The sequence below is a fragment of the Paraburkholderia sp. genome, assembly GCF_035501035.1.
In the GTDB taxonomy this organism is placed as follows: domain Bacteria; phylum Pseudomonadota; class Gammaproteobacteria; order Burkholderiales; family Burkholderiaceae; genus Paraburkholderia.
Genome location: NZ_DATJWR010000461.1, coordinates 1 through 26,641, shown reverse-complemented (window position 1 = coordinate 26,641; position 26,641 = coordinate 1). Strand labels below are relative to the sequence as shown.

The following is a 26,641-nucleotide window of genomic DNA, read 5'->3' as shown; positions in this document are numbered from 1 at the left end:
CCCCGACGATCCCGCGCTTCACTCCGCGCGCGGCGTGCGCGGCTCGCCCATGGTGCGCCGCTTCGATGGCCAGCCTTTCCTCTATACGCTCGACGAATACGCGCACTACCTGAGCATCTACCGCTTCTCGCCCGCCACCGAGGCGCAGCGGCACGTTCGTCGGCGCGATGACGCCCGGCGCGGACGTGGGCAGCACCTCGGGCTGGGTGGATATCTATATGGGCATTAGCGCCGCGCAGCGCGAGAACGGCGACTACGTGCTGCTCGTGGAGGACGACGCTCGCGCCAAGATTCTGATTTACGACTGGACGCCGGGTTGAGGGTGTCCATCGAGGCGCGCCTGGGCGGCGCGCCGCTCACGCGCGAGCCGACACCTGCGTGGAAAACGCCACGCGATTGCGCCCGTCGCGCTTGGCGCGGTAGAGCGCGGCGTCGGCTTCCTCGACGAGCGCCGTTTCCGCGAGCCCTGGCGTGGGCGTGAGCGTGGCCACGCCCACGCTGATGGTGAGATGCTCGCTCACGGCAGAGCCCACGTGCGGCAACGCCAGCGACGCCACGTCGCGGCGCATTTTCTCGGCGATCAGCCGCGCGCCCGCGCTGCCGGTGCCCGGCAGCACGACGGCGAACTCCTCGCCGCCGAAGCGCGCCACGAGGTCGCGCGGACGCCGTGTCTCGCGGCTGATCGTCGCCGCCACCGAGCGCAGCACGTTGTCACCGGCCACGTGGCCATAGGTGTCGTTGTAGGGCTTGAAATAGTCCACGTCGATCATCAGCAGCGAGACCTCGGTGTGCTCGCGCAGCGCGCGCCGCCATTCGGCGCCCAGGAATTCGTCGAGATAGCGGCGATTCGACAGGCCCGTGAGGCCGTCCGAATGCGTGAGGCGGCGCAGTTCAAGATTCGCCCTGAGCAGCTCCTGCTGCGAGCGGCGCAGCGCGCGATACGCCTCGTCGCGCTGGAGCATGCTCATATAGGAGCGCGAATGATATTTCACTCGCGCGATGAGCTCGATGCTGTCCGGCAGCTTGACGAGGTAGTCGTTCGCGCCGGCAGCGAACGCCGCGCTCTTGATGGTGGGCTCTTCTTTCGTGGAAAGCACGATGATCGGCACGTCGCGCGTCGCCTCGTTCGCGCGGTAGGCGCGCACGAGCGTGAGGCCGTCGGTGCCCGGCATCACGAGGTCCTGCAGGATCACGGTCGGGCGCACTTCCTCGGCGGTGCGAACGGCCTCCTCGGGATGCGCGCAATAGTGGAAGTCGATCTCGCTCGCGCTCACGAGCGCGCGGCGTACGGCCTCGGCCACGATCGCCTGGTCGTCGACGAGCAGCACCATCATCGGCAGGTCGGCGCCCGGCAGCGGCTGCTCGAGCGCGCTGCGCGCGGCCTCGAGCGCCGCGGCGAGCGCCGCGTCGTCGGGTCCGATGGTGTCGAGGTCAGCGTCGGCCTCGGAGTCGGCGCTGGGAGGAAGAGTGGACTTCTCGGTCATGATATCGGTCGCGTCTCGTGATGGATGACAGCTAGCCAGCAGGCGTAAGCCACGGTTTGACCCGGCGCGCGAGTTCGGGCGCGATGGCCGGCAGCGGCAGGATCGCGCGCGCGGCGACCAGCGCCGCCGCGGCCTTCGGCATACCGTAGACGGCGCTCGTCGCCTCGTCCTGGGCGATCGTGTACCAGCCTCGCGCGCGCATGGCCTTCAGGCCGATCGCGCCGTCGCGGCCCATGCCCGTGAGCAGCACGCCGATCGCCTCGCCCGGCCACTGCTCGACGAGGCTGTGAAAGAATGTATCGACGGAGGGGCGGTATGGCGTGTCGGCGGGCTCGCGAGTGTAAGTCAGCTTGCCGTTCGCCGCCATGCGCAGATGATCGTTGGTCGCGGCGAGCAGCGCGCAGCCGGGCACGGGCCGCTCGCCTTCGAGCGCAATGCGCACCGTGAGTTGCGTCTGCCCGTCGAGCCAGCCGGCCATGCCCTCGGCGAACGACTGGTCCACGTGCTGCACGATCACGATGCCGGCGCCGAAGTTGGCAGGCAGTCCGCCGAGCACGGTGGCGAGCGCGCTGGGGCCGCCCGCCGAGGCGCCGATCGCGACGATGGGCACGCCCGGCGCGGGGCGCTCCGCGACAGCCGGGCCGCGCGGGGCCGCGTCGAGCACGCCGGACACGCGGCCGATCTGCTCGATCTTCGCGAGCAGCAGGTCCATCGTGCGGCGGGTGTTCGGCCCGGCGAGCGTGGGCGTATCGACGGCGTCGAGCGCGCCCGAGCCCATCGCCTCGTACACGCGCCAGGCGTTCGCGCCGACGCTGCTCGTGACGATCAGGATCGGACATGGCGTGCGCGCCATGATCTGGCGTGTGGCCTCCACGCCGTCGAGCTTCGGCATCACGAGATCCATGAGGATCACGTCGGGCACCTGCGCCGCGCAGAACTGCACAGCCTCCTCGCCGTTCGTGGCGACCCACAGCACCTGATGGCCGGGCCGCGTCGCGATGGCCTGACGCAGCGCCTCGATCGCCAGAGGCATGTCATTGGCGATACCGATCTTCATCCCGTCGCCTCTCCGATCAGGTCGTTCACGGCGTCGAGCAACGCCTCGTCGTGGAAGCTACCCTTGGTCAGATAATAGTCGGCGCCCGCTTCGAGGCCGCGGCGCCGGTCGTCCTCGCGGTCCTTGTACGAGACGATCATCACCGGCACGTTGCGATGCTGCGCGTCGTTCTTGATCATCGTGACGAGCTCGATGCCGTCCATGCGCGGCATGTCCACGTCGGTGATGACGAGGTGGAAGCGCGCGTTGCGCAACGTGTTCCAGCCGTCCATGCCGTCCACCGCCACCGTCACGTCGTAGCCGCGCTTCTCGAGCAGCTTGCGCTCCAGCTCCCGCACCGTCAACGAATCCTCGACGACGAGAATGCGCTTGCGATCGCGCACCGCGTCGCGCGCGCCGCGCGCCACCCCCGCTAGCTTGCCGTCGCGCACGAGGCGCGCGACCGAGGCCACGATGTCCTCCACGTCGACGATGAGCGCCACCTCGCCGTCTTCGAGCAGCGCCGCCGCCGAGACGTTGCGCACCTTGCCAAGGCGCGCATCGAGCAGTTGCACGGCGAGCGTGCGCTCGCCTGCGAAGCGGTCCACGGCCACGCCATAGAGGCCGCTCTCGCCGCCCATGAGCACGACGTTCACGTTTTCCGTGGCGGCGGGCTCTGCGCTCGCGCCGAGCAACTGACGCGCGGTCACGAGGCCCACGGGCCGCCCTTCGAAAGCGATGTGCTGCTGCCCTTCGAGCATCTCGATCGCGCTCTGCGGCACGCTGAGCGCGCGGCGCACATGCGCGAGCGGGAACGCATACGCTTCGCCCGCCACCTCGGCGATCAGGCTGCGCACTACCGAGAGCGTGAGCGGCAACTGCAGCACGAAGCGCGTGCCCTCGCCCGCCGCACTCTCGATACGCACGGTGCCGCGCACGGCCTTCACGAAGTTCTGCACAGCGTCGAGGCCCACGCCACGGCCCGATACGTCGGTGACGGTGTCGCGCAGCGAGAAGCCCGGTAGCAGCAGGAAGTCGAACAGTTCGGCCTCGGACATCGCAGCCACCGCCTCGGCTTGCGCAAGACCTCGCGCGACGATGGCCCCGCGCAGTGCGTCCAGATCGACGCCTGCGCCGTCGTCGGCCACGGCGATCAGCAGTTTGCCCGCGCTGTGGCGCGCTTCGAGCGTGAGGCGCGCTTCCTCCGGCTTGCCGGCGCGCCGCCTCGTTTCGGAGTCCTCGATACCGTGGTCGAGCGCGTTGCGCAGCAGGTGGCCGAGCGGCGCGTCGAGCATTTCGAGGATGTCGCGGTCGACCTGGGTCGACTCGCCGACGATCGAAAAGCGCACGCGTTTGCCAAGCGAGCGCGCGAGATCGCGCACGATGCGCGGATACGCGTGCGCCGTGTCGCCGAACGGCCGCATGCGGCATTGCAAGGCCTCGTCATAGAGGCGTTGCGCGAGCTGCGTGCCACGGCGGTCGATACGATCGAGATCGTCGAATCGTTCGGAAAGCTGACGATCGAGCGCGCCCAGCGCTTCGCGAATGCCGGCCAGCGCGGCGCGTGCGTCGGCATCGAGCGCATCCGTGTGACGCTCCTGAAAATGCCCCAGCGCCGCGAGCAGATCGCCTTGCGCACGACGCACTCGCAAGAGTCCATCCGCGAACGGACGCATGCGGCGCGACTCCACCAGCGATTCGCCCGCGAGACCGAGGAGCCGGTCGAGCGTGCCCGCGCGCACGCGCAGCATGCGCTCGGCATCGGCTGAATGCGGCTCCCGCGCCTCGTCCGATGCAGCCTGTTCGACGGCTGCGGGAGCGCCTGCGCGTTCCGGTTCGGGCAAACGCAGCGATGCCGCCAGCGTGGCGAGCTCGTCGGGTTGACCTTCGGGTTGACCGTCGCGTTCCGGCGCGCCCGGCAGAACACGTGCGCCAACGGCTGCCCCGCCGGAAGGCGCCAACCCGCCGAGCCGCGCGACGAACGCCTCGACGCTCTCGCGCGCGAGAGGCGGCGCCGCAGCGTCGCCCGCCGCAATCAGCATGTCGATGCCGACGAGCAGCACATCGATGCGCGCCGCATCGACGCGCAATTCGCGGCGCTGCGCGGCCACGAAGCAATCCTCCATCGCGCTCGCCACCTCGACCGCCTCCGGAAGGCCGACGATGCGCGCCGCGCCCTTGAGCGAGTGCGTCGCGCGCATGCAGGCTTCGAGCGTGGATGCGTCCTCGGGCGCGGACTCGAGCGCGAGCAAACCCGCCGAGAGCGTGCGCGCCTGCGCCTGCGCTTCCTCCCGGAACAGGTCGAGCAGCGAGCGGCGGCTCAGTTCGTCGTCGCTCATCGCAAACTCCTCGCAAGCGTGTCGAATAACGCTTCGGCGTCGAGCACGCCGACCGAGCGGCCCCGCCAGCTCGTCACGCCCCGCACGTGCCGCCGCGCCGACTGCGCGAGCGTGGCCGGCGCAGGCAGCAAAGCGTCGGCGGCGAAGCTCGCGACGCCTTCGACATCGTCCACGGGAAACGCCGTCGCCGCGCCCGCCCATTGCGTCACGAGCAGACGCGGCATGGCGGCGCGCCGCATGGCCCCGGGTATATCAGCCGCGGCTGGCTCGATGTGCAGCAGCGCGGCAAGCGAGGCCGCGAGCGTGAGCACGCCGCGTACGTTCACCACGCCGAGCACGGCGGCGCTGCGCCGATGCGGCAGCGTGTGGATGCTGCGCGCTTCGTCCACGTGCCGCAGCACGGCGGCGGGCAGCGCGAGCCACTCGGCGCCCACGCGAAACACGAGCGAGCCTTCGGTGCGCGCCTGCGGCCCCGCTTGTGCGCGCGCAGGCTCGGCAGCGGTTGGCGTCAGTGCCTGCGAGGACCTCTGTACGGCCGGCGCAGGCCGATCGAGCATGCGCGCGGCGGCTTCCTCGAAAACCGGGCAATTCAGGCAGCGCACGCACGCTTCGAGGCGCGGGCACGAGTTGTCGCCCCGCGTGCCGATCACGTTCCAGCACATCGCGGGCAGCGCACCCGCCTGTGCGGGATCCGGCATGAGATCGCGCTCAGGCATGTGTGCCTCCCGCGTTCGGATCGCCGCGCTGCGCCGCGCGCTGCGCACGGCGCTTCAGCCGGCGTGCGCCGTCGCCGTCGCCCTGCACTTCGAGCAGCGCAGCCAGATGCGTGAGCGCTTCGTAGTGCGAAGGCTCCAGATAGATCGCCTTGCGGTAGTGCGCGAGCGCGACGGACGCGCGGCCCTGCGCGTCCGCGATCAGGCCGAGCAGGTACCACGTATCGGCGTTGTGTGCGAGCGCCTTCGCCGCATCCGCCGCGAGGCGTTCAGCCTCGTCGAGTGCCCCCGCGTCGGCGAGGCGGCGCGCCTCGGCAAGCGCGGCTTCGGGCAGGCGCGTGTTCATCGGGGAGCCCGTCTGCGCGCTGCTCACCGCCGGTGCGCGCACCACGGCCGCCGCGCGCGGGGCCGGCGCGCCGTGCAAGGGCCGCAACCCGAGCCGCGGCGGCGCGGGCCGGCGCGCCGGGGCAGCCACTGGCGCATCCAGCGGCGTGAACACCGATACGCTGCTGAGCGCGGGAGCGGCAGCCGTTGCGGCGATCGCCGGCAGCGGCGCGCGGGCCGGCGCAGCGTCCGCCGTGCCGCGCGCCGCCTCCGCTTCACGCGTCGGCTCACGAAAACCGAAGGCGAGCGGAATATACGCGGTTGACATCTCATGGCGCATCATCAGCCCCGTTTCTGCCGGGCCCACGAAAATCATGCCGCCCTCGGCGAGCCGCGCGCGCAAGAGGCCGATTGCGCGGTCCTGCGCGGCGCGATCGAAATAGATCAGCACGTTGCGGCAAAAAATGAAGTCGTAGCGCACCGGATGCACGGTGAGCCACTCGAACAGGTTCGCGCGCTCGAAGGTCACGGCGCGCCGCACCGTCGCGGCGATGCGCCAGCCCGCGGGCGTCGCCTCGAAGTAGCGCTCGCGAAACGCGAGGCCGTCGCCGCGAAACGCGTTGCGGCCATAAACGCCGCGCGCGGCCGCCGCAATGGAGTGCGCGCTGATGTCGATCGCGTCGATGGCGAACTGCTCGTGCGCGAGACCCGCGTCGAGCAGCGCCATGGCCGCCGAGTATGGCTCCTCACCGCTCGAGCACGGCGCGCTCAGCACGCGCAGCACCTCGCCCGGCTGCGCCGCGAGTCGCTTCGCGCCAAGCCGCGCGAGCGCCGCGAAGGCCTCGCGCTCGCGAAAGAACCAGGTCTCGGGCACCACGAGCAGGTCGATCAGCGCCTGGCGCTCGGCTGCCGTGGTGGTGAGGCGCTGCCAGTACGCTTCGCGCGCCCATTCCGGCAGCGTCGTGCCGCTCGCCCAGTCGTTGCGCGCGGCAGCCGCATGCGCTTGGGGCGTGTGGCGCGCGTGCCGCCTGTCGCGCGTATGGGACGTATGGGACGTATGGGACGCATGAGACGCTTCAAGCCTTTCCGCACCGACGGTCGCCGCCGCTCGCGCGCCCACCGCGCGCGCGAGCGCATTCGCGCCGAGCGATTCGGCATCGATGCCGGTTTCGTCGAGCAGCCATGCGGAAAAGCGCGGGTCGGCCAGCCTCATCACTCGCCTCCGGCTCGTTCGGGCGGAACTTGCCACGAAGGCGGCTCGGGAAAGAGCAGCGCGCGCACGCGCGAATCGAGCAACTGCGCGACCTTGACCCACTGCACGAAGCCGCGCTCGTCGCGTGCGACGGGGCCGAGCCAGCGCGCCTCGGGCGTGGCGATGCCACTTTCGGCGAAGCGCTCCGGCGCGATCGACTGCGTGCGCGTGGCGCATTCGAGCAGCAACGCGAGACGGCGCGGCGGCGCGGGAGGCGCCTTCGCGTCATGGCGGCCTTCTTCGCCTTGATCCCCGAGGTCGTACACGAGCACGAGCCGCGTGGACATGAGCGCGCGCGCGGGCCGCCCGAGCGCGAGCATCGGCAGATCGACCACGGGCACGGGCGCGCCCTCGTAATCGATCACGCCGGCGATATAGGCCGGCGTGCCCGCAAACGCGCGCACCGGCGCGAGCGGCAGCACGTGCGCGATCTCGCGCGCATCGATCGCGTAACGTTCGCCGTCCAGCTCGAACAACAGGAAGAGCATCGCGGTTCCGTTCAGTGGCAGGCGGCCGTGTCTTTCGGGGGCATCACGCCTCGATCCTGAACCGCGACACGCCCGTGCGCAGTTCGTTGGCGACGAGCGTGAGATTGTCGATGGCCTGGGACGACTGGCGCAGCGACTCCGCGGTCTGCTGGGCGGCTTCGGAAAGCTGCGTGAGCGCCTGGGTGATCTGCTCGGCGCTCGTGGCCTGAGCCTGCATGCCGTCGTTGACGAGCTGGAAGCGCGGCGCGAGCGTCTGCACCGCGCCGATGATCTGCGAAAGCTGCACGCTCACGGCCTGCACGTCGTGCATGCCGCGCCGCACTTCCTCGGCGAACTTGTCCATGCCCATCACGCCCGCCGAAACCGCCGACTGGATCTCCTTGACGGTCTGCTCGATGTCGTAGGTCGCCACGGCCGTCTGGTCCGCAAGGCGCCGGATCTCGGTGGCGACCACCGAGAAACCGCGCCCGTATTCGCCCGCCTTTTCCGCCTCGATCGCCGCGTTCAGCGAAAGGAGGTTCGTCTGGTCGGCCACCTTCGTGATCGTCGCCACGACCTGGTTGATGCTCACGGCCTTCTCGTTGAGGATCGCGAGCTTCGCGTTCACCGAGCCCGCCGCCTCCATCACGCTACGCATGGTGTCTTCCATGTGCGTCAGGCCGCTCTGGCTCGTGCCGGCGAGCACAGCGGACTGTTCCGCCACGCTCGCCACCTCGCTCATGGTGCGCACGAGGTCGCGCGCCGTGGCGAAGATCTCGCGCGACGTCGCGCCGATCTCGGTCGTCGTGGCCGCCGTCTCGCTCGCCGTGGCCTGCTGCTCCCTCGAGGTCGCGGCCACTTCGGCCACCGAGGTCGTGACCTGCAGCGACGACTTCTGCGCCTGGGCGACAAGGCCCGCGAGTTCGTCGCTCATGCGGTTGAAGCCGCTCTCCAGCGCGCCGAATTCGTCGCTGCGGTTCAGTGCGAGGCGCTGCGAAAGATTGCCGGTGCGCATCGAGTCGTGGACCTCGACGAGCCGCGCCATCGGCACCGTGATCGCGCGATAGAGCGCATAGCCCGTGACGAGCGCGGCGAGCAGCACGACGCCGAGCGCCGTGGCGAGCATGATCTCCGTGCCCGTAACCGAACTGCGGATGATCTGCGCGGAGTCGTCGGCCTGCTGGCGATTCTCGTCGACGAGCGCATTGGCCGTGGCAAGCACCTCTTGCCACGCCGGCCCGATCTGGATGAACGCGGCCTGCGCGGCCTCGCGCGACGCGGGAATCTGGTGCGCGACCGCCGTCAGCATCGGCAGGTAGCGCCCGTAGGCCTCGCGAAAGCGCTGGAAGCGCTCGCGGTCGTCGCTGCGAAAAAGCGAGCGCTCGTACTGCCGGGAGTTCGCGTCTACCTGCGCCACGGCCGCCGGCAGGCCGGCGAGGTCGCGCGCGACGGTGTCCGGATCGGAGTCGACGAAGGCTGCACGCTCGATGAGGCTGTAGGTCTGGTTGGCCGCGGCGCGCATCGAAGTGGCGTAGTAGAGCCCCGGGACCGAATCGCGCGTGAGGCTCAGCGCTTCGCTGTCGATGGCGCGCAGGCGGTTCCAGGAAATGACGGCCATGACGAGCATCAGCACGAACAGCAGGCCGAAGCTGAGCACGATGCGCGTGCCGAGGGTGAAACGACCGTGAGTCTGTCGGGGCAGGCCGGCTTGGCCGGAACGGGGCATGGCGGTGCTCATTGCGCTAAGGGCTCTCCGGTGACGGGGACCGGCGCGCCACCCCTGCCGGCGAGGCTGGGCGCGGCGGCGCAGGGCGAGGCCGGTTTCACGGCCTTGACCGCCGTAGTGTAATGGGTTTGCGCACTTTTTTGGGGTGCGGAAGCCGCTCGCATAGCCGCGCCAGATGGGGCTTGCCGGCGAATTGAACGCGGAGCGAGTGGCGCTGCCGGTCAAGTTTGCAGGCGAGTGAGGGGATGCGCTTGCGCTCGCGCCAATGCGTGGTGCATCGACGCCGGCCAGCTGGACGGTCGAAGGCTGCCGGCCCCGGGTTGGAGGGCACACATCGGCGGCCCCACCTTGGCGCCCCCCCTCGACTTACTTCTTCACGAAGCGCAATACCGCGTCGACGACCATTTCGCGGTGGCGTGCGCGCAGGCGCGGATGCGAGGGGTCGCGCCCGAACGCCGCCCCGAACGTGTGGCGATTGCCCACGCGGTGAAAGCACATCGAGCTAATGAGCAGGTGCAGGTCGATCGGGTCGATGTCGTCGCGGAACGCACCGCTTGCCACACCGCGCGCGAGCAGGTCCTCGATCGTGCGGATTGCGCTGGCGTTGCGGCTGCGGAACGTCTTCAGGCGCTCGATGTACTTCGCGCCGTGAATGTTCTCGATGGTCACGAGGCGCACGAAGTCGCGATGGCGGTCGTGATAATCGAAGGTGAATTCGACGAGCCGCCGCAGGCCCTCCACGGGGTCCAGTTCGTCGATGTGCAGGTCCAGTTCGAGCGCGCGGATGTCGCCGTAGACCTTGTCGAGCACTGCTTCGTACAGCCCTTCCTTGCTGCCGAAGTAGTAATAGAGCATGCGCTTGGTCGTGTTGGTGCGCTCGGCGATTGCGTCGACGCGCGCGCCTGCGAGACCCATCGCCGAAAACTCGGCGGTCGCGACTTCGAGGATGTTGCGTTTGGTCTGCTCGGGATCGTACTTGCGCCGGCTTTCGGATTGAGCATCGTTGCGTTCGGCCGGAGCCGCCGGTCTTGGCATATTTGTTTGATGCGCGCAGCAAGGAGGGAATGCGGGCGATTTTAGCATGGTGGCTTTTTTTGTCGCGGGGCTTGAGGGTTTGGGGTTTCCTTGTTTTCGTGTCGGTATGCCAGCGTTGCCCCTGGCACACCGAAGCGAAAACAAGGAAATGCCAAAGCACCAACCCCCGCGACAAACCCCAAAACCCAAAGACAACTCACAGCTCAATCCGCTTGATATCGCCGACGATAAAGATATAAGAAGCCGCCCCAATCAGCGCGATCACACCAATAAACACAAGCGCCCAGACAAACGACCCCGTCACGCCCACGATCAAACCCACGACCAGCGGCGTCACGATACCCGCGAGATTGGCGGCGAGATTGAAAATGCCGCCCGTCAAACCGAGCATGCCGGCCGGCGCGATATCCGAGACGAGCGTCCAGCCAAGCGCGGCCATGCCCTGCGCAAAAAACGCCACCGAGAGAATCGCAATAACGGCCACATTACTCTGCACGAAGTTCGCAAGAATGATGGTCGAGGCAAGCAGCAGGCCGGCGATGATCGGCAGCTTGCGCGCCACATTGGCCGAAACGCCGCGGCGCAGCATCCAGTCCGAGAACGTCCCCCCGAACATCACGCCGACCGAGGCGGCAATGAACGGCATGATCGCGAAGAAGCCGATCTTGAGCCAGCCCATGTGGCGCTCGGTGGCGAGGTAAGTCGGGAACCACGTGAGGAAGAACACGAGCGTCGAATTACCCGCGAACTGGCCAAGGCAGATGCCCGCAAGCTGGCGGCGGCGCACGAGCTGCCCCGCCATGCGCCAGTCGAAGCCCTTCTTCTGCGGCTCAGCCTGTGTCTGCGAGGCAGCGGCGCCGGCTTGCGGCTCGGCCTTGCGCTCGTGGCGCGCGAGGCCACCGCCCGCTTCGATGTAATCGAGCTCGGCGCGGTTGGCCGCAGGGTGCTCATGCGGCTCGCGATAGAGAAACCACCACACGAGACCGAATACGATCCCCACGCCACCCACCACGTAAAACAACGAGCGCCAGCCATAGGCGCCCATCAGCGCGAACAGGAAGGGGCTGAAGAACGCGAGACCGACGTACTCGCCCACCGTATAGGTGCCCGTGGCGAACGCGCGCTCGCTCTGCGGGAACCACGTGGCGACCACGCGGCTATTGGTCGGGAAGCACGGCGACTCCGCCGCGCCGAGTCCCAGGCGGCACGCGAACAGCGCGCCCACGCCGCCCACGAAGCCCTGCACCAGCGTGCAGAGCGACCAGAGCGTCATGGAGAGCCAGTAGGTGAACTTGCTGCCGAAGCGGTCGAGGAATACGCCGCCCGGAATCTGCGCGACCACGTAGCTCCATGAGAACGCCGAGAACACGACTCCCATGAGCGCCGCGCTGATGCCCAGCTCCTTCGTCAATTGCGGCGCCGCAATGCCGAGCACGGTGCGATCGAGGTAGTTGATCATCGTGCCGACGGCCAGCAGCCCCAGAATGCGATAGCGGGCCTTCGAGCGGCGCATCACGCCCTCGGCGGGCGTGGCGGAAACCGTCGGCGCGTCGCCGCGCCCCGTGGATACGGGTGGTGCCATGTCTCACTCCTGTCTATTTTTATTCGCCGGCGTTGGCCGCCAGCATGGACTGCAGATGTGCATACATGCGTTCCGCGTCGGGCTCGACGCCCGTGAAAAGCCGGAACGCTTCCACTGCCTGATACACCGCCATTCCGCCGCCGCTCAGCGTGCGGCAGCCGCGCGCCTCTGCGGCTTCGAGCAACGCCGTGCGGATCGGGAAATAGACGATATCGGCCACCCACAGCCGCTCGTGCAGATACTCCGCCGGCAGCGGCATGCCGGGCAGCTTCGCCATGCCGGTAGGCGTGGCGTGAATGAGGCCCGACGCCTGCTGCAGCACCTCACGCAGCTCACCGCCCGCCCTCACGCGCGCGGCCGGAAAACGCGCCTGCAGTTCGGCGGCGAGCGCCTCGGCACGCGCGGCGTCCACATCGAACAGCGTGAGCGCCTGCGCACCCATTGTCAGCGCCGCGTGCGCGACCGCCGCGCCCGCGCCGCCCGCGCCCAGTTGCACGACCGCTTCTAGCGAAACGTCCGGCAGGCCGCGCCGGAACGCGCGCGCGAAGCCCGACCAGTCGGTGTTGTGGCCGATGCGCTTGCCGTCGCGCAGCAGCACCGTGTTCACGGCGCCGAGCGCGCGGGCGTCCTCGGAGAGTTCGTCGAGCAGCTCGATCACGGCCTGCTTGCACGGGTACGTGATGTTCAGGCCGTCGTAGCCCATGCGCTCGGCCCCGAGCAGCAGTTCGGGCAGCGCCGCGGGCGTGAGCTTCAGCGCTTCGAGATCGATGCGCCGGTACACATAGTTGAAGCCGAGTTCACGACCTTCTTTTTCATGCATTGCCGGCGTGAGCGAGCCGCCAATGCCCGAGCCGATCAGCCCGCAGAGAAACGAGTGGGCGCTTGCGCGCGCGCCCAGCGCATGCTTCGGGGCACTCATTTCGACACCTTTTTCGCAAGCAGCGTGGCCATGCGTTCCAGCGCGAGCACATATCCCTGCGTGCCGCAGCCGACGATAATGCCGTCCGCAATCGGCGAGACGAAGGAATGGTGCCGGAACGCCTCTCGCTTGTGCACGTTCGAAATATGGACCTCGATCACGGGTTTCGCAATGGCAGAAAGCGCGTCCGCGATCGCAACCGACGTATGCGTATAGGCGGCCGGATTGATGACGATGCCGTCCACGCGCGTACGCGCCTCGTGCAGCCAGTCGATCAGCTGATGTTCGCCGTTCGACTGGCGAAAGTCGACTTCGAGCTTCAGACGCCCCGCCGCCTCGCGGCACAGGTTGGCAACGTCATCTAACGTTTCGGCACCGTAGATCGCGGGTTCCCGCGTTCCCAGCAGATTCAGGTTCGGCCCATTGAGGACCAGCACCGCAGGCAATTGCATCGCACATACTCCAGAACAGCTACACGACCGGCACGGCGCATGCTCAGGAACTGACGCACGCTTCACCGCATAGCCGCCAGTGTGCCGCGTAGCGGCGCGCCGGTCACCTGGGGTTTGCGAGAATTTGTACTAACTAGTTAGTTTTGCGTATCCTTCGGACACTCCAGCGGCAAGTGTGTCCACGGTGCACTATGCTTCAAGCGCCTGCCCGCACGCCGCCGCAGAGGACTCTTTTCAACGCCGCTGCCGCACTCGCCATGTCCATGTCCAAGCCGCCCCAAGCCCAAGCCCATGCTCACGCGCTGCGCCGCTCGATCGCCACGGTGTCGATCAGCGGCACGCTCGCCGAAAAGCTCGCCGCGATCCGCGCCGCGGGTTTCGACGCCGTCGAGATTTTCGAGAACGATCTGCTCTATTTCGAGGGCTCGCCCGCCGACGTGCGCCGCATGGCCACCGACCTGGGCCTCGATATCGTGCTGTATCAGCCGTTCCGCGATTTCGAGGGCGTCGCGCCCGAGCGCCTCGCGCGCAATCTCGAACGCGTGAAGCGCAAGTTCGACGTGATGGATCAGCTCGGCACCGATCGCTTGCTGGTGTGCAGCAATGTTTCGCCCGAGACGATCTGCGACGACGGCCTCGCCGCCGAGCAGCTCGGCGCGCTCGCGCAGGCCGCGGGCGCAGCAGGCGTGACGATCTGTTATGAAGCGCTTGCGTGGGGGCGTCACGTTCGCACCTACTCTCACGCGTGGCGGCTCGTCAACACGGTCAATCACGCTAATCTGACGCTCGCGCTCGACAGCTTCCACACGCTCTCGCTCGACGACGTGCCCGACGGCATCGCCTCGATTCCGGGCAAACGGATCGGCTTCGTGCAGATCGCCGACGCGCCGAGAATGCAGATGGACGTGCTCGAATGGAGCCGGCACTATCGTTGCTTCCCGGGCCAGGGCGATTTCGCGCTCGCCGACTTCACGGCGCAGGTGGTGAAAAGCGGCTACACGGGCCCGCTCTCGCTCGAAATCTTCAACGACGGCTTTCGCGGCGCGCCGCCCGCCGCCACGGCTGCAGACGGCCATCGCTCGCTGCTACTGCTCGAAGAGCTCACGCGCGAGTCGTTGCGCGAGGAGCATGTCGAAGCGCCTGCGCTCTACCACCCGCCCTCCGCGCCCGCCAATGCACAGTGGCAATTCCTCGAATTCGCGGTGGATGACACGGCACGCGCGCATGTGGCCAAGTGGCTCGAAAAGCTGCATTTCCGCCGCGCGGGCCAGCACCGTTCGAAGGACGTGACGCTCTATCAGCACGGCTCGGCCGCGATCGTGCTCAATGCCGAGCCCGACTCGTTCGCCGACGCATTTTTCCAGCGCCATGGCTTGTCGCTGTGCGCATCGGCGTTTCGCGTCGACGATGCGCGCCTCGCACTCGAACGCGCAGCGGGATTCGGCTACCAGCCGTTCTCGGGCCGTGTGGGTCCGAACGAGCGCGTGGTGCCCGCCGTGCAGGGCCCGGACGGCAGTCTTAACTACTTCGTTAATGAGGAGCCGGGCCAGCCGACGCTTTTCGAAGCCGATTTCACGCTGACCGATATCGACGGTCCCGTGGAGGTGGGTCCGATCGTCGGCATCGATCACGTGAGTCTGTCACTGCCGGCGGGCTCGTTCGACTCGTGGGTGCTGTTCCTGAAGTCGGTGTTCGGTCTCGAGGCAAGCGCGGCCGTGCTGCTGCCCGACCCGTACGGCCTCGTGCGCAGCCGCGCGCTCTTCAGCCGCGACCGTGCGTTGCGCGTCGTGCTCAATGCCTCGGTGGACCAGCATACGGCCGCCGCGGAGACGGTGCGCGCCTATCATGGCACCGGCCTGAACCACGTGGCGTTCAGCACCGGCGACATCTTCCGCGCTGTCACCGAATTCGAAGCGGCCGGCGTGCCGCTGCTGCGTGTGCCCGCGAACTACTACGACGATCTCGACGCGCGCCACGCCCTCGACCCGGCCTTCCTCGACGCCCTGAGCCAGCACAACCTGCTTTACGATCGCGACGAACGCGGCGGCGAGTTCCTGCACGCGTACACGGAAACGCTCGATCAGCGTTTCTTCCTCGAGATCGTGGAACGGCGCGGCGGTTACGACGGTTATGGCGCCCCCAACGCCGCCGTGCGCCTCGCGGCACAGGCGCGGCAGCGCGTGCTCGCCGCGCAGGAAGCGCGCGCGCCACAGGCTTGACGTCAGCAACACCTTAACCAGCAGTCACTTCTCGCGAGAAGCACGCTCATGCGTGCCACTCGCGCGCCGCATCGTGTGTACGTATGCGGCGTCGCGCACATCGAAAAAATAAGTAGTCCAAATTTAACTGGAGACGCATCACAATGAAGAAAGCAGGCCTCGGTCTTGGTACGTTCCTCGCAACCAGCGCTGCTCTCGTCGCTCATCCCGCGCTCGCACAGAGCAGCGTCACGCTCTATGGCGCTGTCGACGACGCCATTACTTACGTGAACAACCAGAACGGTCACTCGAACGTCTACCTGCGCCAGGGCAACCTGTATGCCTCGAAATTCGGCCTGCAAGGCAAGGAGGATCTGGGCGGCGGCACGTTCGCGATCTTCGACCTGCAGAACGGCTTCGACCCCAACAGCGGAGCGCTCTCCTCAAGCGGCCTGATCTTCAACCGCGAGGCCTACGTGGGCCTGCAGAACCAGAGCGCGGGCACGCTCACGCTCGGTCGCCAGTACACCCCGTACTATTTGTTCGTCGGGCCGCTCACGGGCAGCGCCTGGCTCACTGGCGCGACCGGCGCGCACCCGGGCGATATCGACGGTCTGGACACGACCATCCGCATCAACAACTCGGCCACCTACACGTCGCCCACCTGGTACGGCTTGCAGGCGAGCGCCATGTACGCGTTCGGCGGCATTGCGGGCAGCACCGGCAAGGGCCAGACGTGGAGCGCCGCATTGCGGTACTCCGCTGGCCCCGTGAGCCTCGGGGCGGGCTATCTGCGTATGGACAACGCGCAGTTGACGAGCGGTTTCGACACCTCCTCCACTGGCAGCTTCGGCAAGTCCTCGCTGAACACGGGCTACGTTTCGGCGAGCGCGGTGCAGCACATCGCCGTGGCCGGCAACTACACGCTCGGCAGCCTCACCCTCGGCGCATCGTATTCGAACGTTCAGTACATTGCCGGTGGCAAGTCCATCTTCCACGACACCGCCATCTTCAACACCTGGTCCGCGCTCGCGGTCTACCGCTTCACGCCCGCCTTCGACGTGGGAGGCGGCTTCGCATACATGATGGCGACGCAGGCCAACGGCATCACGAGCGCCGCGCGCTATCAGCAGTATTCGCTCAAGGAGTCCTACCACCTCTCGAAGCGCACCACGCTCTACGCGCTGCAGGCATACCAGCACGCGGGCGGCGAGACGCTCGGCGCGAACGGCGCGGGCGACATCGTCAAAGCGAGCCCGGCCGTGGGCGACTCGCAGAACGCCACGCCCTCGTCCACGCGCTCGCAATTCGTCGGCATGGCAGGTATCGCGCTGTTGTTCTGACGCACCGCCGGGGGTCGCACGCTGCCGCGTGAATGCGCACACCCTCGACGCGGCGGTACGTCGCTGAGTACACTCGCGGAAACCCTCTCACTGGATCCGCGAACTCACCGTGCCGCCGCCCGTTCCCACTATTAGCCCACGCCTGCGCAGCCGGCTGCGCACGCTCGCCAAAACCCAATCGAAGGCCGTCGAGAGAACCTACGAGACGCTGCTTTCGCTCGAAGGCTATAGCACGCTCACGGCGGCGGCACGCAAGGACATTTTCTCGTCGATCGCGTTTTCGGCCGAACTGTGGTTCCAGTGCCTGCTCGACGGCACGCCGCCCACGGCGGAGGTCATGGATCAGATTGCCGCGTTCGCGCGCCGCCGCGTGCACCAGAACGTGCCGCTGCGCTCGCTGCTGCGCGCGTTTCGCCTCGGCGCGCGCGAGCTTTGGCGCACCTGCACGGAGCTTGCCGAGGCGCACCCGGCGCTTGCGCACGAGTTGCTGTTCGAGATTTCGCCCTATCTGCTCGATTACTTCGACGCGATGGCCGAACATATCGCCGAAGCCTATCTGGACGAGCAACATCAGCAGGCGCGCTGGCGCGGATCACTGCTGCAGCAGCTCTACGACCTCGTGTTCCATGCCCCCGACGACGCCGCGCGCTTTCGCGAGACCGTCGAAGCGCTCGGCCTCGACGCGACGCTGCCGCGCATTGCGCTGGCCGTCGATCTCGATCTGCGCGATCACGCGCCCTCGGTGCGCGAGGACGCACTCGACCGCTTCGCGCTCGGCGCAGCGCGTCACTTCGAGCTCAAGCCCGACGCGCTCGTGCGCGTATGGCACCGCGAACGGCTCGTGTTCTGGCTGCCTTGCGTGCGCGGCGATTCGATGACGCGCAACGAGCAGCGCGCCGCCGAGCACGCAGCCGCGCTCGCCCGCGCGGAGCCGCGCGTGCGCAGCATCGGCATTGGGCTCTTGAATGAAGGTGCGCGAGGCTGGGCAGCCTCGGTGGAAGAAGCGCTCAAGGCTGTCGATTTCGCGCCTCGCGGGAACAAGGCGCGCAACGGCGCGGGCAACAGTACGGGCGACGGCGACGACCACGCCGACCGAGTACACCGCTTTTCGTCGATCGCCATCGAGGAGAGCGTGCGCAGCAGCGCCAACGTGCTGCGCTATCTCGTCTCGCTTGCCGAGCAACTGGCGGGCGAAGCGGACCTGCTCGCCACGCTCGAGGCGTGGTTCGCCTGCGGACAACGCCGCCGCCAGGCGGCGGAGGCGCTTGGCGTGCATCCGAACACGCTCGACTACCGGCTCGAGCGCATCGAAACCCTGCTTGGCGCGAAGCTCGACGACGCGCACTGGATTGCGAGGCTGGATATCGCGTTGAAGTTGCGCGGGGCGACGTGCGATGCCGGGCGGGATACGCGCAAGAAGGAGAGAAAGGCGCGCGCGGTGGCGAAGAAAACGAGAGCCACGGCGCGCTGAATGACGCGCCGCATCTCGATCACGGCTTAAGCCGCCCCCCTCAACTCGCGCCGCAGTATCTTGCCCACGGTCGATTTCGGCAGCGCCTCGACGAAGCTCACCGCACGCGGCACCTTGTACGCCGCGAGCTGCGCGCGGCAATGTGCGATCACCGAATCCTCGCTCAGCGCCGCCTCACGCGCGAGCACCACGAACACGCGCACAGCCTCGCCGGTTCTTTCATCGGCCACGCCCACGCACGCGCATTCGGCCACGCCAGGCAAGGCCGTCACGACCGCTTCGATCTCGTTCGGATACACGTTGAAGCCCGAAACGAGGATCATGTCCTTCGAGCGGTCGACGATGCGCAGGAAGCCGCCCTCGTCGAACATGCCCACGTCGCCGGTGCGGAAATAGCCGTCCTCGGTGAAGGCCGCGCGCGTGGCCTCGGGCTGATTCCAGTAGCCCTGCATGACCTGCGGGCCCTTCACGCAGATCTCGCCCGCCTCGCCCGGCGCGGCCTCCACGCCGTCGTTGACGAGCTTGACGTGAGTGGACGGCACCGGCAGCCCCGTGGTACCCGTGAAGCGGTCGACGCTCGCCGGATTGAACGACACCACCGGGCTCGTCTCCGATAGCCCGTAGCCTTCGCGGATGAAGCCGCCCGTGATGGCCTGCCAGCGTACCGAAACGGTGGGAATGACCGCCGCGCCCCCGCCGCCCGCGAGGCGCAGCCGCGAAAAATCGACCTCACTGATGCGCGGATGCGCGACGAGCCCCGCATAGAGCGTGTTCACGCCCATGAAGCTCGTGGGGCGCGCGGCCTTGAACACATCGATCAGACCGTCGAGATTGCGTGCGTTCGCAACGAGCCAGTTCTCCGCGCCGATCGAGAAGTAGGTGATGAGGTTCACCGTGAGCGCGAAGATGTGATAGAGCGGCAGCGCGGTGACGACCACCTCCTCGCCCGGCGTCATGAAGCCCGGCATGAAGGTCTTGAACTGCTCCACATTCGCGACGAGGTTGCGATGCGTGAGCAGCGCGCCCTTGGAAAGCCCGGTCGTGCCGCCCGTGTATTGCAGGAAGAGCGGGTCGCCCCCGCTCAATGCGGGCGGCTCGAAGGGCAACGCAGCGCCTTGCGCGAGCGCTGCGGCAAACGAGCCGGGCTGCGGCGCGCTCGCATCTGGGGAACTCGCGCCATCGGTCGCGGCAACGCTCAGCACGGTCTTCACGAGCGTGTTCGCCTTGATCGCTTCGAAGGTTGGCAGCGCGGCGTCGAACACCACGAGCGTTTGCGCGCCGGAATCGACCAGCTGATGCTGAAGCTCGCGCGGCGTGTAGAGCGGATTGACGTTCACCTGCACGGCACCCGCCCGCACGATGCCGATAAGCGCAATGGGAAACGCAAGCAGGTTCGGCAGCATCACGGCGACGCGATCGCCCTTCTTCACGCCCGCGTGCTGGAGCCAGGCCGCGAAGTCGCGCGACAGACGATCGACATCGGCATAGCTGAGCGTGACGTCACCCGAGCGCAACGCCGGCCGATGCGCGTAGCGACGCATTGCTTCGTCGAACAGGTGGGCGAGCGACGGATGCACGTCGGGATCGATGGCTGCGGGAATATCGCCATAGCTGGCGAGCCAGGGGGCTTTCGTCACGTTCGTCTCCATGGGGGCGCGGGCTGGTACTTTTGCGCCGAGTCTTGTGCACTCCATCCTAAGGCATCGCCCACACCGGGAGAACTGGGAAAGCGGATAACGTGTTTGTGATAAATCACAATGCTTGCGCGTGTGCGGCGGCACCGCTCCAGACAACCAACATCGGCACTCCAGACCCCATCCGTGTACGCATGGTCGAATACTCGCCCGGCTACCTCGCGGACCATTGGTGCAAGAAAGGACACATTCTGTTCTGCCTCGAAGGCGAACTCGAAGCCACGCTCGATGACGGGCGCAAGTTCGTGCTCACGCCCGGCATGAGCTATCAGGTCGGCGACGACGCCGAGGCGCATCAGTCGTACACGCGCACGGGCGCGAAACTCTTCATCGTCGATTGAAGGCAGCTCACCTGGCCGCGAGTTCAGCGCGGCGCACCGAGATCCGCGTCGAGCCGCTTGCGCAGATCTCGCACCACGCGCGCGGCGGGCACGAGCCACCAGGTGGGGGCCGCCACGGCAAAGTCATACGCGAGCGCCGTCTGCGCGGCGCCTGCCGCGCGCGCCTGGCAGTAGAACGTTACTGTATGACGTCGCGCACCTGGCTGGCCGCCTGACGAGAAACGCAGCAGCGCGCGCAACGCGAAGCGCGTTTCATCGGGCGCAGCCTCGTACGACTCCACGCTCCATTCAGCGCCATAGTGCGGTTCGTGGCGCAACGCCGCGCTCACGCGGCGGCGCGTTTCATCGGCGGGCAGGGCCACCGCGTGCTCGCGGCCGGCATGCCCCGCGCGGTACAGCGTGCGCTGCGCCCAGCCCCAGCCAAACACGAGCACGACGCCGCCCGCCACGAGCGCCCACTGCAGCATACGCGCAAACCAGCGGCCGGCCTCGAAGCGGGCGATTGGCGCGAGCGCCACGCTCACAATCAGATGCGCGAGCACGAAGATCACAATGCAGGCGAATACGCTCGCGGAGAGCGTGAGGAGCCAGCCGCGCGAAGGGTCGTCGAACCGGGAAAACAGGAAGTCGCGCATGCCGCCGTTCGGCCGCGAGGGTGCGTCAACGGCTTGCGGCGCGGCTTCTCGCTGCGGCTCGACCGTCGTCGCGTGCGCTCGCGCGACGTGCGCCTCGTCGCGCAGCCCGACGAGTTCGCCGCGCAGCACGTCGCGCTCGATCTTCATACGCTGGATTTCGTCTAGCGTGCGCGTGCGCTCGGCGCGTAGCGCGTCGAGCTCGCCGCGCACGCGTTCGCGCTGCGCCAGCAGCGATTGCATCTGCGCGTGCAGCTGTTCGGCCTGTGCGATGCTGAGCGCCGAGCGGCTCACCGGCGGCGCGTGATGCACGGACCAATAGGCCTCGAGCAGCTCGCGCGCTTCCTTCATGCGCTTGAACTGCTCGTCGGCCCAACGCATCGAGACAGCCGTGGGGTGGCGCCATTTGTCGGGATGCAGGATCTGCGCGAGATGGCGATAGTTGTGCTTGATGTCCGCCTCGCTCGCACCAGGCTCCAGATCGAGCCGGTAGTAGAGGCGGTCGTAATCCACGGGTCGGTAATCGTGGCCTGGCATGACCTTTATGTATTCCTCAGTGGATAGCGACTGGGATCTGCTTCAATCAAGTTAGTGCACCGCGCGGGGTCCGGCAAGAAAACCACCCCTGCGCCCGCCCGACGCGCTCATTGCGGCCGCGCCGCCAGCAGGCGGCTCAATGTGGCGAACGCGACCGCGGGCAGCTCGTGCAGCCTGCGCACGACCACGGCGTGCGGATAAAAGGCCTCGACGGCATCGTCGAGTATGCCGATGCCGACTAGCTCGATGCCCTGCTCCTTCACCGCCTGCACGCGCGCGAGCAGATCGCTGCGCAACACGGCGGCGTCCCCGTCGCTCGTCGAGGGATAGCCGTCGGAGAGCACGAAGAGGAGCCGTCGCCGCGCCATGCGCTGCGCGAGACGCGCGGCGGCCCAGGCGAGCGCTTCGCCGTCGGGGTTCTCGTGGCCGCATTCGATGGCCGCGAGTCCACTCAGGTCGCGCGAACCGAAGCGCTTGAACACGCGCAGATCGAGCCGCTCCACGAAGCGGTTATAGGGCCGCAGGTTCGCACCCGCCGCACATTCGCGCTCAAAGTGCGCGCGCATTTCGGGCACTTCGATCGAGCTGTAGCCGAGCACTTCGGCGTCGAAGGCCAGTTGCGTGAGCGCGTCGGCGAGCGCCGCCGCGCACAGGCGCGCAAGCTCGATCTTGCGGCCCGCCATCGAGCCGCTCAGGTCGATGAGGAGCGTTACCACCGTGTCCCGCCCGCTCGCATGGCGCGCCACGCGAAACGGCGTGCGGTAGCCGTGCGAGGCGGCAAGACGCGCGAGCGCCGCGCGATCGATCTCGCCGCGCTCCTGCTCGCGCTTCCAGTGCGTGAGTTCTTCGGCCTTCAGCACGCGTTCGAGGTGAGTCTTGAGCGCGCCGGTCTCCGCGCGGGCCAGCGCGCGCAGCTTGCGCCAGGCAGTGGCGTCGCTGCGGCCGGTGAGGTCGGTGACGGTATCGAAAGCCGTGGTGAGCGGGATCGACAAACGGGGCCTTGTATGGGCACTGCTGCGCGATGCGCCAGCGGCGTGCGGTGCGTCGGCTTCGGAAAGCGACGCGAGCGCGGCCGAATTGGCTTCGGCCGTGGCGCGCGCGAGCGCCCCATCGTCGCCATCCCGTGCGTCGTCTCCCGGCGCGCCGCTGCCAGGTGGCTCGATTTCGTCTTGCGTGCCGAATTCGTCCATGGCTTGCGCGAGCCGTGCGGAGTCCTCATCGAGCCCCTCCGCCGGCCCCGCCGTCTGCATCATGTTGTTCGCGCCGCGCGAAGCGAGCGAGCGCACGGCCGCCACGATCGATTCGGCTGCGCGCACGCTTGCACGCGTCGATTGGCTCGCGCGCGCCGCGTCGAGCGGACCCTCGATCGCACGCAGCGCGGCGGCCAGCGCCGCGGCGTCGCGCTCCAGCCCGCCTGGCGCTTCGCCCCAGAGCGTGCGCTCGATCGCCCACGCGAGCCGTTCGCGCCAGGCCAGCGCTGGCCAGCGCCGCGCGATCTCCTGCGCGCGTTGCGCGCGCCAGCGCTCGAGGTAGCGGCGCGCGCCGGGAAAAACCTGCGCCAGTTGCGCAAGCACGCGGCGGTCCTCGACGGCCTGGGCGATGCGCCCCGTCACGCCGGCCTGCGGCGCGTCGAGACGCGCCACTTCGCTGTAGCGATGCCGCGCGGCCAGCAAGTCGAGTGCGCCCAGCACCGCGGCCTCGCTTGCGGGTGCATCCGCGAGGCGCGCTGGCAACACGAAGCGCTCGCCCTCCACTCGCGGTTCGCCCGCGCCGAACGCCACGCTCACGCGGGTGTCCCCAGTCAGCACGCGCGCGAGGCGGCCGAGTGCGCCCTCGGGATCGCCGCTCGCGGCGAAGCCTTCGATTTCGGCTTGCGGACGGGACATGGCGGCCTCCGCGCTCAGGCGTCGAAGATCACGTGGTGGCGAATGATGCTGCGGATCAGCGCCGCGTCGTCCGCGCCGACCTTCGCATAGATCGCCGGGCCGGCCGCGCGCTCGACGTCGCCCGTACGCAGCATGAGTTCGGCCCAGTCGATGAGACGCCGCGTGGAGAAGGCACTCGCCAGGTCTTCGCGTACGAACGCGGCCCGGCAGTCGGCGGCGATGGCCGCGAGCGTGTGCGCAAGCGGCCGCGTGAGCTGCGGCAACATACGCAGCAATACTTCGGTCTCCTCTTCAGCTGAGAGATAGTCGAAGAGATAGACGCGCCAACGGTCGAGAAACGCTTCGTTGAGCAGATTGGCGCCCTGGTACAGATGGCGGTAGGCGCTCATCGCGCCCGCCGCGTTCGCTGTGGCGAAAAGTCGGAACGACGGATGTGGCTCGACGATCTCGTTACCGCGCTCCTTGAGCAGCAGGCGCCCGTTCGGCTCGAGCACGGCGGTCAGAACGGCGAGAATGGACGGCTCGGCAAAATCGAGTTCGTCGATGATGAGCCAGTAGCCCTCGCGCATCGCCACGGGAAGCACGCCGTCCACCCAGATCGTTTCGCCGCCCTTCACGCTCCAGAAGCCCACGAAGTCGCCGATCGTCGTCTGGCCGTTCATGTTCGCGCGGAGCACGCCATGGTTCGCGCGCGCGGCCACCTGCTCGATAAAGCTCGTCTTGCCCGAGCCCGTATGGCCGATCAGCATCACGCGGCGATTTTCCGCGATGTCCTGGGCGATGTCCTCGCCGCGCGCCGTGAAGAGGTAGGCGTCGTTGACGCGCGGCACCAGCGCGTTGGCCTCGCCGCGTGGCACCTCCACCCCGCCGATGCGTACCGTGGCCACCGGGTTCGTTCGGGCGCGCAAGGCCGCCTCGGCAGTTCTGGCCTCGCGCGCCATGGCCGCGGCCTGTTGCAACGTGTGGGCGAATACGTTGCCCGCTTGCGCGGCCCGCACTTCGTCGGCGCGCTGCGCTTCGGAAACGAAGCCTTCCCGGCGCCACTTGAGCAGCTTGGCTTCGAGATTGTCGAGATCGACGACGGTGTCGATGTCGACTTCGTCGTGCTCGCCATGGCCGTGCTCGATGCGGTACATGTGGGCGCGCTCGGAAGCCGAGACGCGCCACCATTCGCGCGCGTGGCCGGCACCGCGCGTCAGTAAGCCCAGCGGACTTTCGTTCTGGACTGCGGGATCGGATGCGTTCATGAGCAGGAGAGCGAAGCACGGGCGCACGGCCCGGTAAATCGCCTCATCTTACCCGCGCGTACCGCAGCACGCAAAAACGGGGCACAGGCGCACGTCGCCCGCCCCGCCCCGGGAACAGGCGGGCATGTGTGCTTTCACCCTGCGCCCAACCGTGCTAGCGTGACGATCGCCGCGTGCCGTGCGATGACCGATGGCCGACGTGCGAACGCAACGCCAACCGAGTCGCGCCTCGCTCATCCCCGGAGATTTCCCCATGCCCCTGGCCACGCCCCCCGACCTCGACGACGAGCCCGGGCACGGCCGAACACTCGCGCGCACGTATCCGCGCGGACTGCACATCGAGCCGCACTCGCATACATGGGCGCAGGTGCTCTACGCGGTGTCCGGCGTGATGTGGGTGGAGGTAGAGCGCGAGGCGCTAGTGGTCCCGCCGCAGCGCGCCGTATGGCTGCCGCCTGGCACGCAGCACGCCATCCATATGCTCAGCGCCGTGGAGATGCGCAACCTCTATCTGCACGAGCGCGACAGCCAGCACCTGAGCAGCCGCTGCGAAGTGTTCGAAGTCACCGGCCTGCTGCGCGAACTGATCACGCGCCTCGCCGAGCGCACAAGCGAAGACGACGACGCCTGGCTCACCGCGGCCTACCGCCTCGCGACCATCGAGCTCGCGCACGCGCCGCGCTCCACGCTGCGCATCCCGCTTCCCGACGCGTCCGACCGCCGGCTCGCCATGCTATGCCGGGCGGTAATCGAGAACCCATCGGCCGATATCGGCTTCGAACAGCACGCCGCCTCCGTGGGCGCAAGCGTGCGCACGCTCGCGCGGCTTTTCACGCGCGAGCTGGGCATGGGGTTTGCGCAATGGCGGCGCCAGGTGCAGCTCGCCATGGCGGTGTCGCGCCTGGCGGAAGGCCAGCCCGTGAGCACCGTGGCGCGCATGCTGGGCTACCTGCCGAGCAGCTTCAGCGACATGTTTCGCCGCGAACTGGGCATTCCTCCCAGCGAGTTCCGGCCGGCCGGGACGCTCGGCTTTGCGCAAGAAGGCGAAGCGCACTGATACCTGTTTTTGCGTGATGGCGAGGATAGGTTCGGGTCGGTGCGATTTGACGCGCTCAATGTGGCGGCAGGTCGCCCACGAGCGGAAACATGTCGAACGTGTATCCCATATTGAAGTAACCGGCCCGTGCATACGTTGCAATACGCTCGAGATCCTCGTGCTCCGGGGCTCCGTTCGACCGGGAAGCGTCTGAATCATCGGGCGGAGCATCCACCAGCCGCCGTCGCGCGAGCACGCGCTGGGCGTAATGCACCGGCCCCATCAGAATCGACATCATGTACTCCTTGCAAGGCGTGACCGCTTCCACTGTAGTCATCAGAGTGCCTGTGGGCAACGAAGCTTTTGTGCATTACATAGTGGCCCAGGCGGCAAGCCGCCAGATGCGGCTGAAAGGCGGGCATTTCCACGACCCCGCCATGCGGTGCAGTGCCGGAACGCAAACGTCAGCAAACCAGACATTCGCTCACCGGAGAAAAATCACCTTCCGCAATTTGATTTGTGATCCTAATTATTACCGCAACGTGATCGGCAAGCGTAATCGGTGATGTGCAGCCAGCGAGAAGATGGTTCATCGATACTCGAAACGCTCAAGCTCACCGGCCGATGGCCTCCGAGTGCATTGGTCCAAATGGCATCAGTCGTGCAAGTCCATCACCCAAAGCTTACAAATTAATTAGAGAAGAGATTCTTTCACCTTTCCTCTGTAACGTGACATAACGAAATCGGGCTCTTGTAATACGCCAAAACCTTTCAAATAACTAACGCTTCGAAATTGGCGCACGAGTTGGTTAGACTGCGAGTCTCGGCCTTCGCTGCACGGCAAAGCCCGGCGTCGGCGGCACAACAATCATGAGAATGCGCATGCAGCGACACGACAATTTCCGGCAGCGATCCGAGGCGGCAAAG

General features: G+C 67.7%; 23 protein-coding genes. 7 read left to right on the top strand and 16 right to left on the bottom strand.

The genetic code is table 11. The annotated features are described in order from the left end of the window. Positions 1-229: hypothetical protein (locus tag VMJ11_RS32315; RefSeq protein WP_325625103.1), on the top strand; the 229-nt coding region annotated here is incomplete at its 5' end. Positions 230-356: 127 nt separating this feature from the next. On the opposite strand, the gene VMJ11_RS32310 is transcribed toward VMJ11_RS32315, so the two are convergent. The 11 genes from VMJ11_RS32310 to aroQ all read right to left on the bottom strand — a co-directional run bounded on the left by VMJ11_RS32310 (position 357) and on the right by aroQ (position 13,329). Continuing rightward, on the bottom strand, positions 357-1,334 hold the full coding sequence (locus tag VMJ11_RS32310) for a diguanylate cyclase (protein WP_325625111.1): 978 nt from the start codon (positions 1,332-1,334) through the stop codon (positions 357-359). Between the two features lie 181 nt (positions 1,335-1,515). Then, positions 1,516-2,541, bottom strand: a complete 1,026-nt coding sequence (locus tag VMJ11_RS32305; RefSeq protein ID WP_325625102.1) for a chemotaxis response regulator protein-glutamate methylesterase — start codon at positions 2,539-2,541, stop codon at positions 1,516-1,518. After that, the gene (locus VMJ11_RS32300) at positions 2,538-4,859 is read right to left on the bottom strand and encodes a hybrid sensor histidine kinase/response regulator (RefSeq protein ID WP_325625100.1); all 2,322 of its coding nucleotides are present in this window, start codon (positions 4,857-4,859) and stop codon (positions 2,538-2,540) included. The genes VMJ11_RS32305 and VMJ11_RS32300 overlap by 4 nt, the downstream gene beginning before the upstream one ends. Next, complete coding sequence (locus tag VMJ11_RS32295; RefSeq protein ID WP_325625099.1) at positions 4,856-5,575, bottom strand: chemotaxis protein CheW; 720 nt, start codon at positions 5,573-5,575, stop codon at positions 4,856-4,858. Before VMJ11_RS32295 ends, VMJ11_RS32300 begins: the two co-directional genes overlap by 4 nt. Then, positions 5,568-7,109 (bottom strand): CheR family methyltransferase, encoded by a 1,542-nt coding sequence (locus VMJ11_RS32290; RefSeq protein WP_325625097.1) that lies wholly within the window; start codon positions 7,107-7,109, stop codon positions 5,568-5,570. Before VMJ11_RS32290 ends, VMJ11_RS32295 begins: the two co-directional genes overlap by 8 nt. Then, the gene (locus tag VMJ11_RS32285; RefSeq protein ID WP_325625096.1) at positions 7,109-7,636 is read right to left on the bottom strand and encodes a chemotaxis protein CheW; all 528 of its coding nucleotides are present in this window, start codon (positions 7,634-7,636) and stop codon (positions 7,109-7,111) included. Before VMJ11_RS32285 ends, VMJ11_RS32290 begins: the two co-directional genes overlap by 1 nt. A 43-nt stretch (positions 7,637-7,679) precedes the next feature. After that, positions 7,680-9,353, bottom strand: coding sequence for a methyl-accepting chemotaxis protein (locus VMJ11_RS32280; protein WP_414694546.1), 1,674 nt, complete (start codon positions 9,351-9,353; stop codon positions 7,680-7,682). A gap of 354 nt (positions 9,354-9,707) precedes the next feature. Continuing rightward, entirely contained in the window at positions 9,708-10,376 is a 669-nt protein-coding gene (locus VMJ11_RS32275; RefSeq protein ID WP_325625092.1) for a TetR/AcrR family transcriptional regulator, read from the bottom strand. Positions 10,377-10,572: 196 nt separating this feature from the next. Continuing rightward, the gene (locus tag VMJ11_RS32270) at positions 10,573-11,889 is read right to left on the bottom strand and encodes an MFS transporter (RefSeq protein ID WP_325625109.1); all 1,317 of its coding nucleotides are present in this window, start codon (positions 11,887-11,889) and stop codon (positions 10,573-10,575) included. Between the two features lie 88 nt (positions 11,890-11,977). Beyond that, positions 11,978-12,877: a shikimate dehydrogenase gene (locus VMJ11_RS32265; RefSeq protein WP_325625091.1), complete on the bottom strand. Its 900-nt coding sequence runs from the start codon at positions 12,875-12,877 to the stop codon at positions 11,978-11,980. Then, entirely contained in the window at positions 12,874-13,329 is a 456-nt protein-coding gene (aroQ, locus tag VMJ11_RS32260; RefSeq protein WP_325625090.1) for a type II 3-dehydroquinate dehydratase, read from the bottom strand. The genes VMJ11_RS32265 and aroQ overlap by 4 nt, the downstream gene beginning before the upstream one ends. 302 nt (positions 13,330-13,631) lie before the next feature. On the opposite strand from aroQ, the gene VMJ11_RS32255 reads away from it, so the two are divergent. The 3 genes from VMJ11_RS32255 (at position 13,632) to VMJ11_RS32245 (ending at position 18,341) form a co-directional block, all read left to right on the top strand. Then, the gene (locus VMJ11_RS32255) at positions 13,632-15,548 is read left to right on the top strand and encodes a bifunctional sugar phosphate isomerase/epimerase/4-hydroxyphenylpyruvate dioxygenase family protein (protein ID WP_325625107.1); all 1,917 of its coding nucleotides are present in this window, start codon (positions 13,632-13,634) and stop codon (positions 15,546-15,548) included. A 143-nt stretch (positions 15,549-15,691) separates the two neighbouring features. After that, positions 15,692-16,870 carry a porin gene (locus VMJ11_RS32250; RefSeq protein WP_325625088.1) on the top strand — a complete coding sequence of 393 codons (1,179 nt, stop codon included), beginning with the start codon at positions 15,692-15,694 and terminating at the stop codon, positions 16,868-16,870. A gap of 109 nt (positions 16,871-16,979) precedes the next feature. Beyond that, a complete protein-coding gene (locus VMJ11_RS32245) occupies positions 16,980-18,341 on the top strand; it encodes a PucR family transcriptional regulator (protein ID WP_325625086.1) in 1,362 nt (453 codons plus the stop codon). A gap of 26 nt (positions 18,342-18,367) precedes the next feature. Here VMJ11_RS32245 and VMJ11_RS32240 read toward each other — a convergent pair whose 3' ends face one another. Then, positions 18,368-19,978 (bottom strand): AMP-binding protein, encoded by a 1,611-nt coding sequence (locus tag VMJ11_RS32240; RefSeq protein WP_325625084.1) that lies wholly within the window; start codon positions 19,976-19,978, stop codon positions 18,368-18,370. Between the two features lie 107 nt (positions 19,979-20,085). On the opposite strand from VMJ11_RS32240, the gene VMJ11_RS32235 reads away from it, so the two are divergent. Beyond that, complete coding sequence (locus tag VMJ11_RS32235; protein WP_414694545.1) at positions 20,086-20,376, top strand: DHCW motif cupin fold protein; 291 nt, start codon at positions 20,086-20,088, stop codon at positions 20,374-20,376. 23 nt (positions 20,377-20,399) lie between these two features. On the opposite strand, the gene VMJ11_RS32230 is transcribed toward VMJ11_RS32235, so the two are convergent. The 3 genes from VMJ11_RS32230 to VMJ11_RS32220 form a co-directional block, all read right to left on the bottom strand. Then, the gene (locus tag VMJ11_RS32230; RefSeq protein WP_325625083.1) at positions 20,400-21,545 is read right to left on the bottom strand and encodes a J domain-containing protein; all 1,146 of its coding nucleotides are present in this window, start codon (positions 21,543-21,545) and stop codon (positions 20,400-20,402) included. Positions 21,546-21,652: 107 nt separating this feature from the next. Further along, the gene (locus tag VMJ11_RS32225; RefSeq protein WP_325625082.1) at positions 21,653-23,431 is read right to left on the bottom strand and encodes a cobaltochelatase CobT-related protein; all 1,779 of its coding nucleotides are present in this window, start codon (positions 23,429-23,431) and stop codon (positions 21,653-21,655) included. Positions 23,432-23,445: 14 nt separating this feature from the next. Continuing rightward, positions 23,446-24,678 (bottom strand): AAA family ATPase, encoded by a 1,233-nt coding sequence (locus VMJ11_RS32220; protein WP_325625080.1) that lies wholly within the window; start codon positions 24,676-24,678, stop codon positions 23,446-23,448. Positions 24,679-24,931: 253 nt separating this feature from the next. Here VMJ11_RS32220 and VMJ11_RS32215 point away from each other — a divergent pair, with 253 nt between their 5' ends. Beyond that, positions 24,932-25,735, top strand: coding sequence for a helix-turn-helix transcriptional regulator (locus VMJ11_RS32215; RefSeq protein ID WP_325625079.1), 804 nt, complete (start codon positions 24,932-24,934; stop codon positions 25,733-25,735). Positions 25,736-25,790: 55 nt separating this feature from the next. On the opposite strand, the gene VMJ11_RS32210 is transcribed toward VMJ11_RS32215, so the two are convergent. Continuing rightward, on the bottom strand, positions 25,791-26,051 hold the full coding sequence (locus VMJ11_RS32210; protein ID WP_325625077.1) for a hypothetical protein: 261 nt from the start codon (positions 26,049-26,051) through the stop codon (positions 25,791-25,793). 10 nt (positions 26,052-26,061) lie between these two features. Between VMJ11_RS32210 and VMJ11_RS32205 the strand changes: the two genes are divergently transcribed. Beyond that, a complete protein-coding gene (locus tag VMJ11_RS32205; protein ID WP_325625075.1) occupies positions 26,062-26,280 on the top strand; it encodes a hypothetical protein in 219 nt (72 codons plus the stop codon). Positions 26,281-26,641: the final 361 nt, after the last annotated feature.

Coding starts and splice junctions, on each gene's coding strand:
- VMJ11_RS32310 (WP_325625111.1), bottom strand. CDS start 1,334: ATGATGGTGCTGCTCGTCGACGACCAGGCGATCGTGGCCGAGGCCGTA.
- VMJ11_RS32305 (WP_325625102.1), bottom strand. CDS start 2,541: ATGAAGATCGGTATCGCCAATGACATGCCTCTGGCGATCGAGGCGCTG.
- VMJ11_RS32300 (WP_325625100.1), bottom strand. CDS start 4,859: ATGAGCGACGACGAACTGAGCCGCCGCTCGCTGCTCGACCTGTTCCGG.
- VMJ11_RS32295 (WP_325625099.1), bottom strand. CDS start 5,575: ATGCCTGAGCGCGATCTCATGCCGGATCCCGCACAGGCGGGTGCGCTG.
- VMJ11_RS32290 (WP_325625097.1), bottom strand. CDS start 7,109: ATGAGGCTGGCCGACCCGCGCTTTTCCGCATGGCTGCTCGACGAAACC.
- VMJ11_RS32285 (WP_325625096.1), bottom strand. CDS start 7,636: ATGCTCTTCCTGTTGTTCGAGCTGGACGGCGAACGTTACGCGATCGAT.
- VMJ11_RS32280 (WP_414694546.1), bottom strand. CDS start 9,353: ATGAGCACCGCCATGCCCCGTTCCGGCCAAGCCGGCCTGCCCCGACAG.
- VMJ11_RS32275 (WP_325625092.1), bottom strand. CDS start 10,376: ATGCCAAGACCGGCGGCTCCGGCCGAACGCAACGATGCTCAATCCGAA.
- VMJ11_RS32270 (WP_325625109.1), bottom strand. CDS start 11,889: ATGCGCCGCTCGAAGGCCCGCTATCGCATTCTGGGGCTGCTGGCCGTC.
- VMJ11_RS32265 (WP_325625091.1), bottom strand. CDS start 12,877: ATGAGTGCCCCGAAGCATGCGCTGGGCGCGCGCGCAAGCGCCCACTCG.
- aroQ (WP_325625090.1), bottom strand. CDS start 13,329: ATGCAATTGCCTGCGGTGCTGGTCCTCAATGGGCCGAACCTGAATCTG.
- VMJ11_RS32250 (WP_325625088.1), top strand. CDS start 15,692: ATGAAGAAAGCAGGCCTCGGTCTTGGTACGTTCCTCGCAACCAGCGCT.
- VMJ11_RS32230 (WP_325625083.1), bottom strand. CDS start 21,545: ATGCCAGGCCACGATTACCGACCCGTGGATTACGACCGCCTCTACTAC.
- VMJ11_RS32225 (WP_325625082.1), bottom strand. CDS start 23,431: ATGTCCCGTCCGCAAGCCGAAATCGAAGGCTTCGCCGCGAGCGGCGAT.
- VMJ11_RS32220 (WP_325625080.1), bottom strand. CDS start 24,678: ATGAACGCATCCGATCCCGCAGTCCAGAACGAAAGTCCGCTGGGCTTA.
- VMJ11_RS32215 (WP_325625079.1), top strand. CDS start 24,932: ATGCCCCTGGCCACGCCCCCCGACCTCGACGACGAGCCCGGGCACGGC.
- VMJ11_RS32210 (WP_325625077.1), bottom strand. CDS start 26,051: ATGACTACAGTGGAAGCGGTCACGCCTTGCAAGGAGTACATGATGTCG.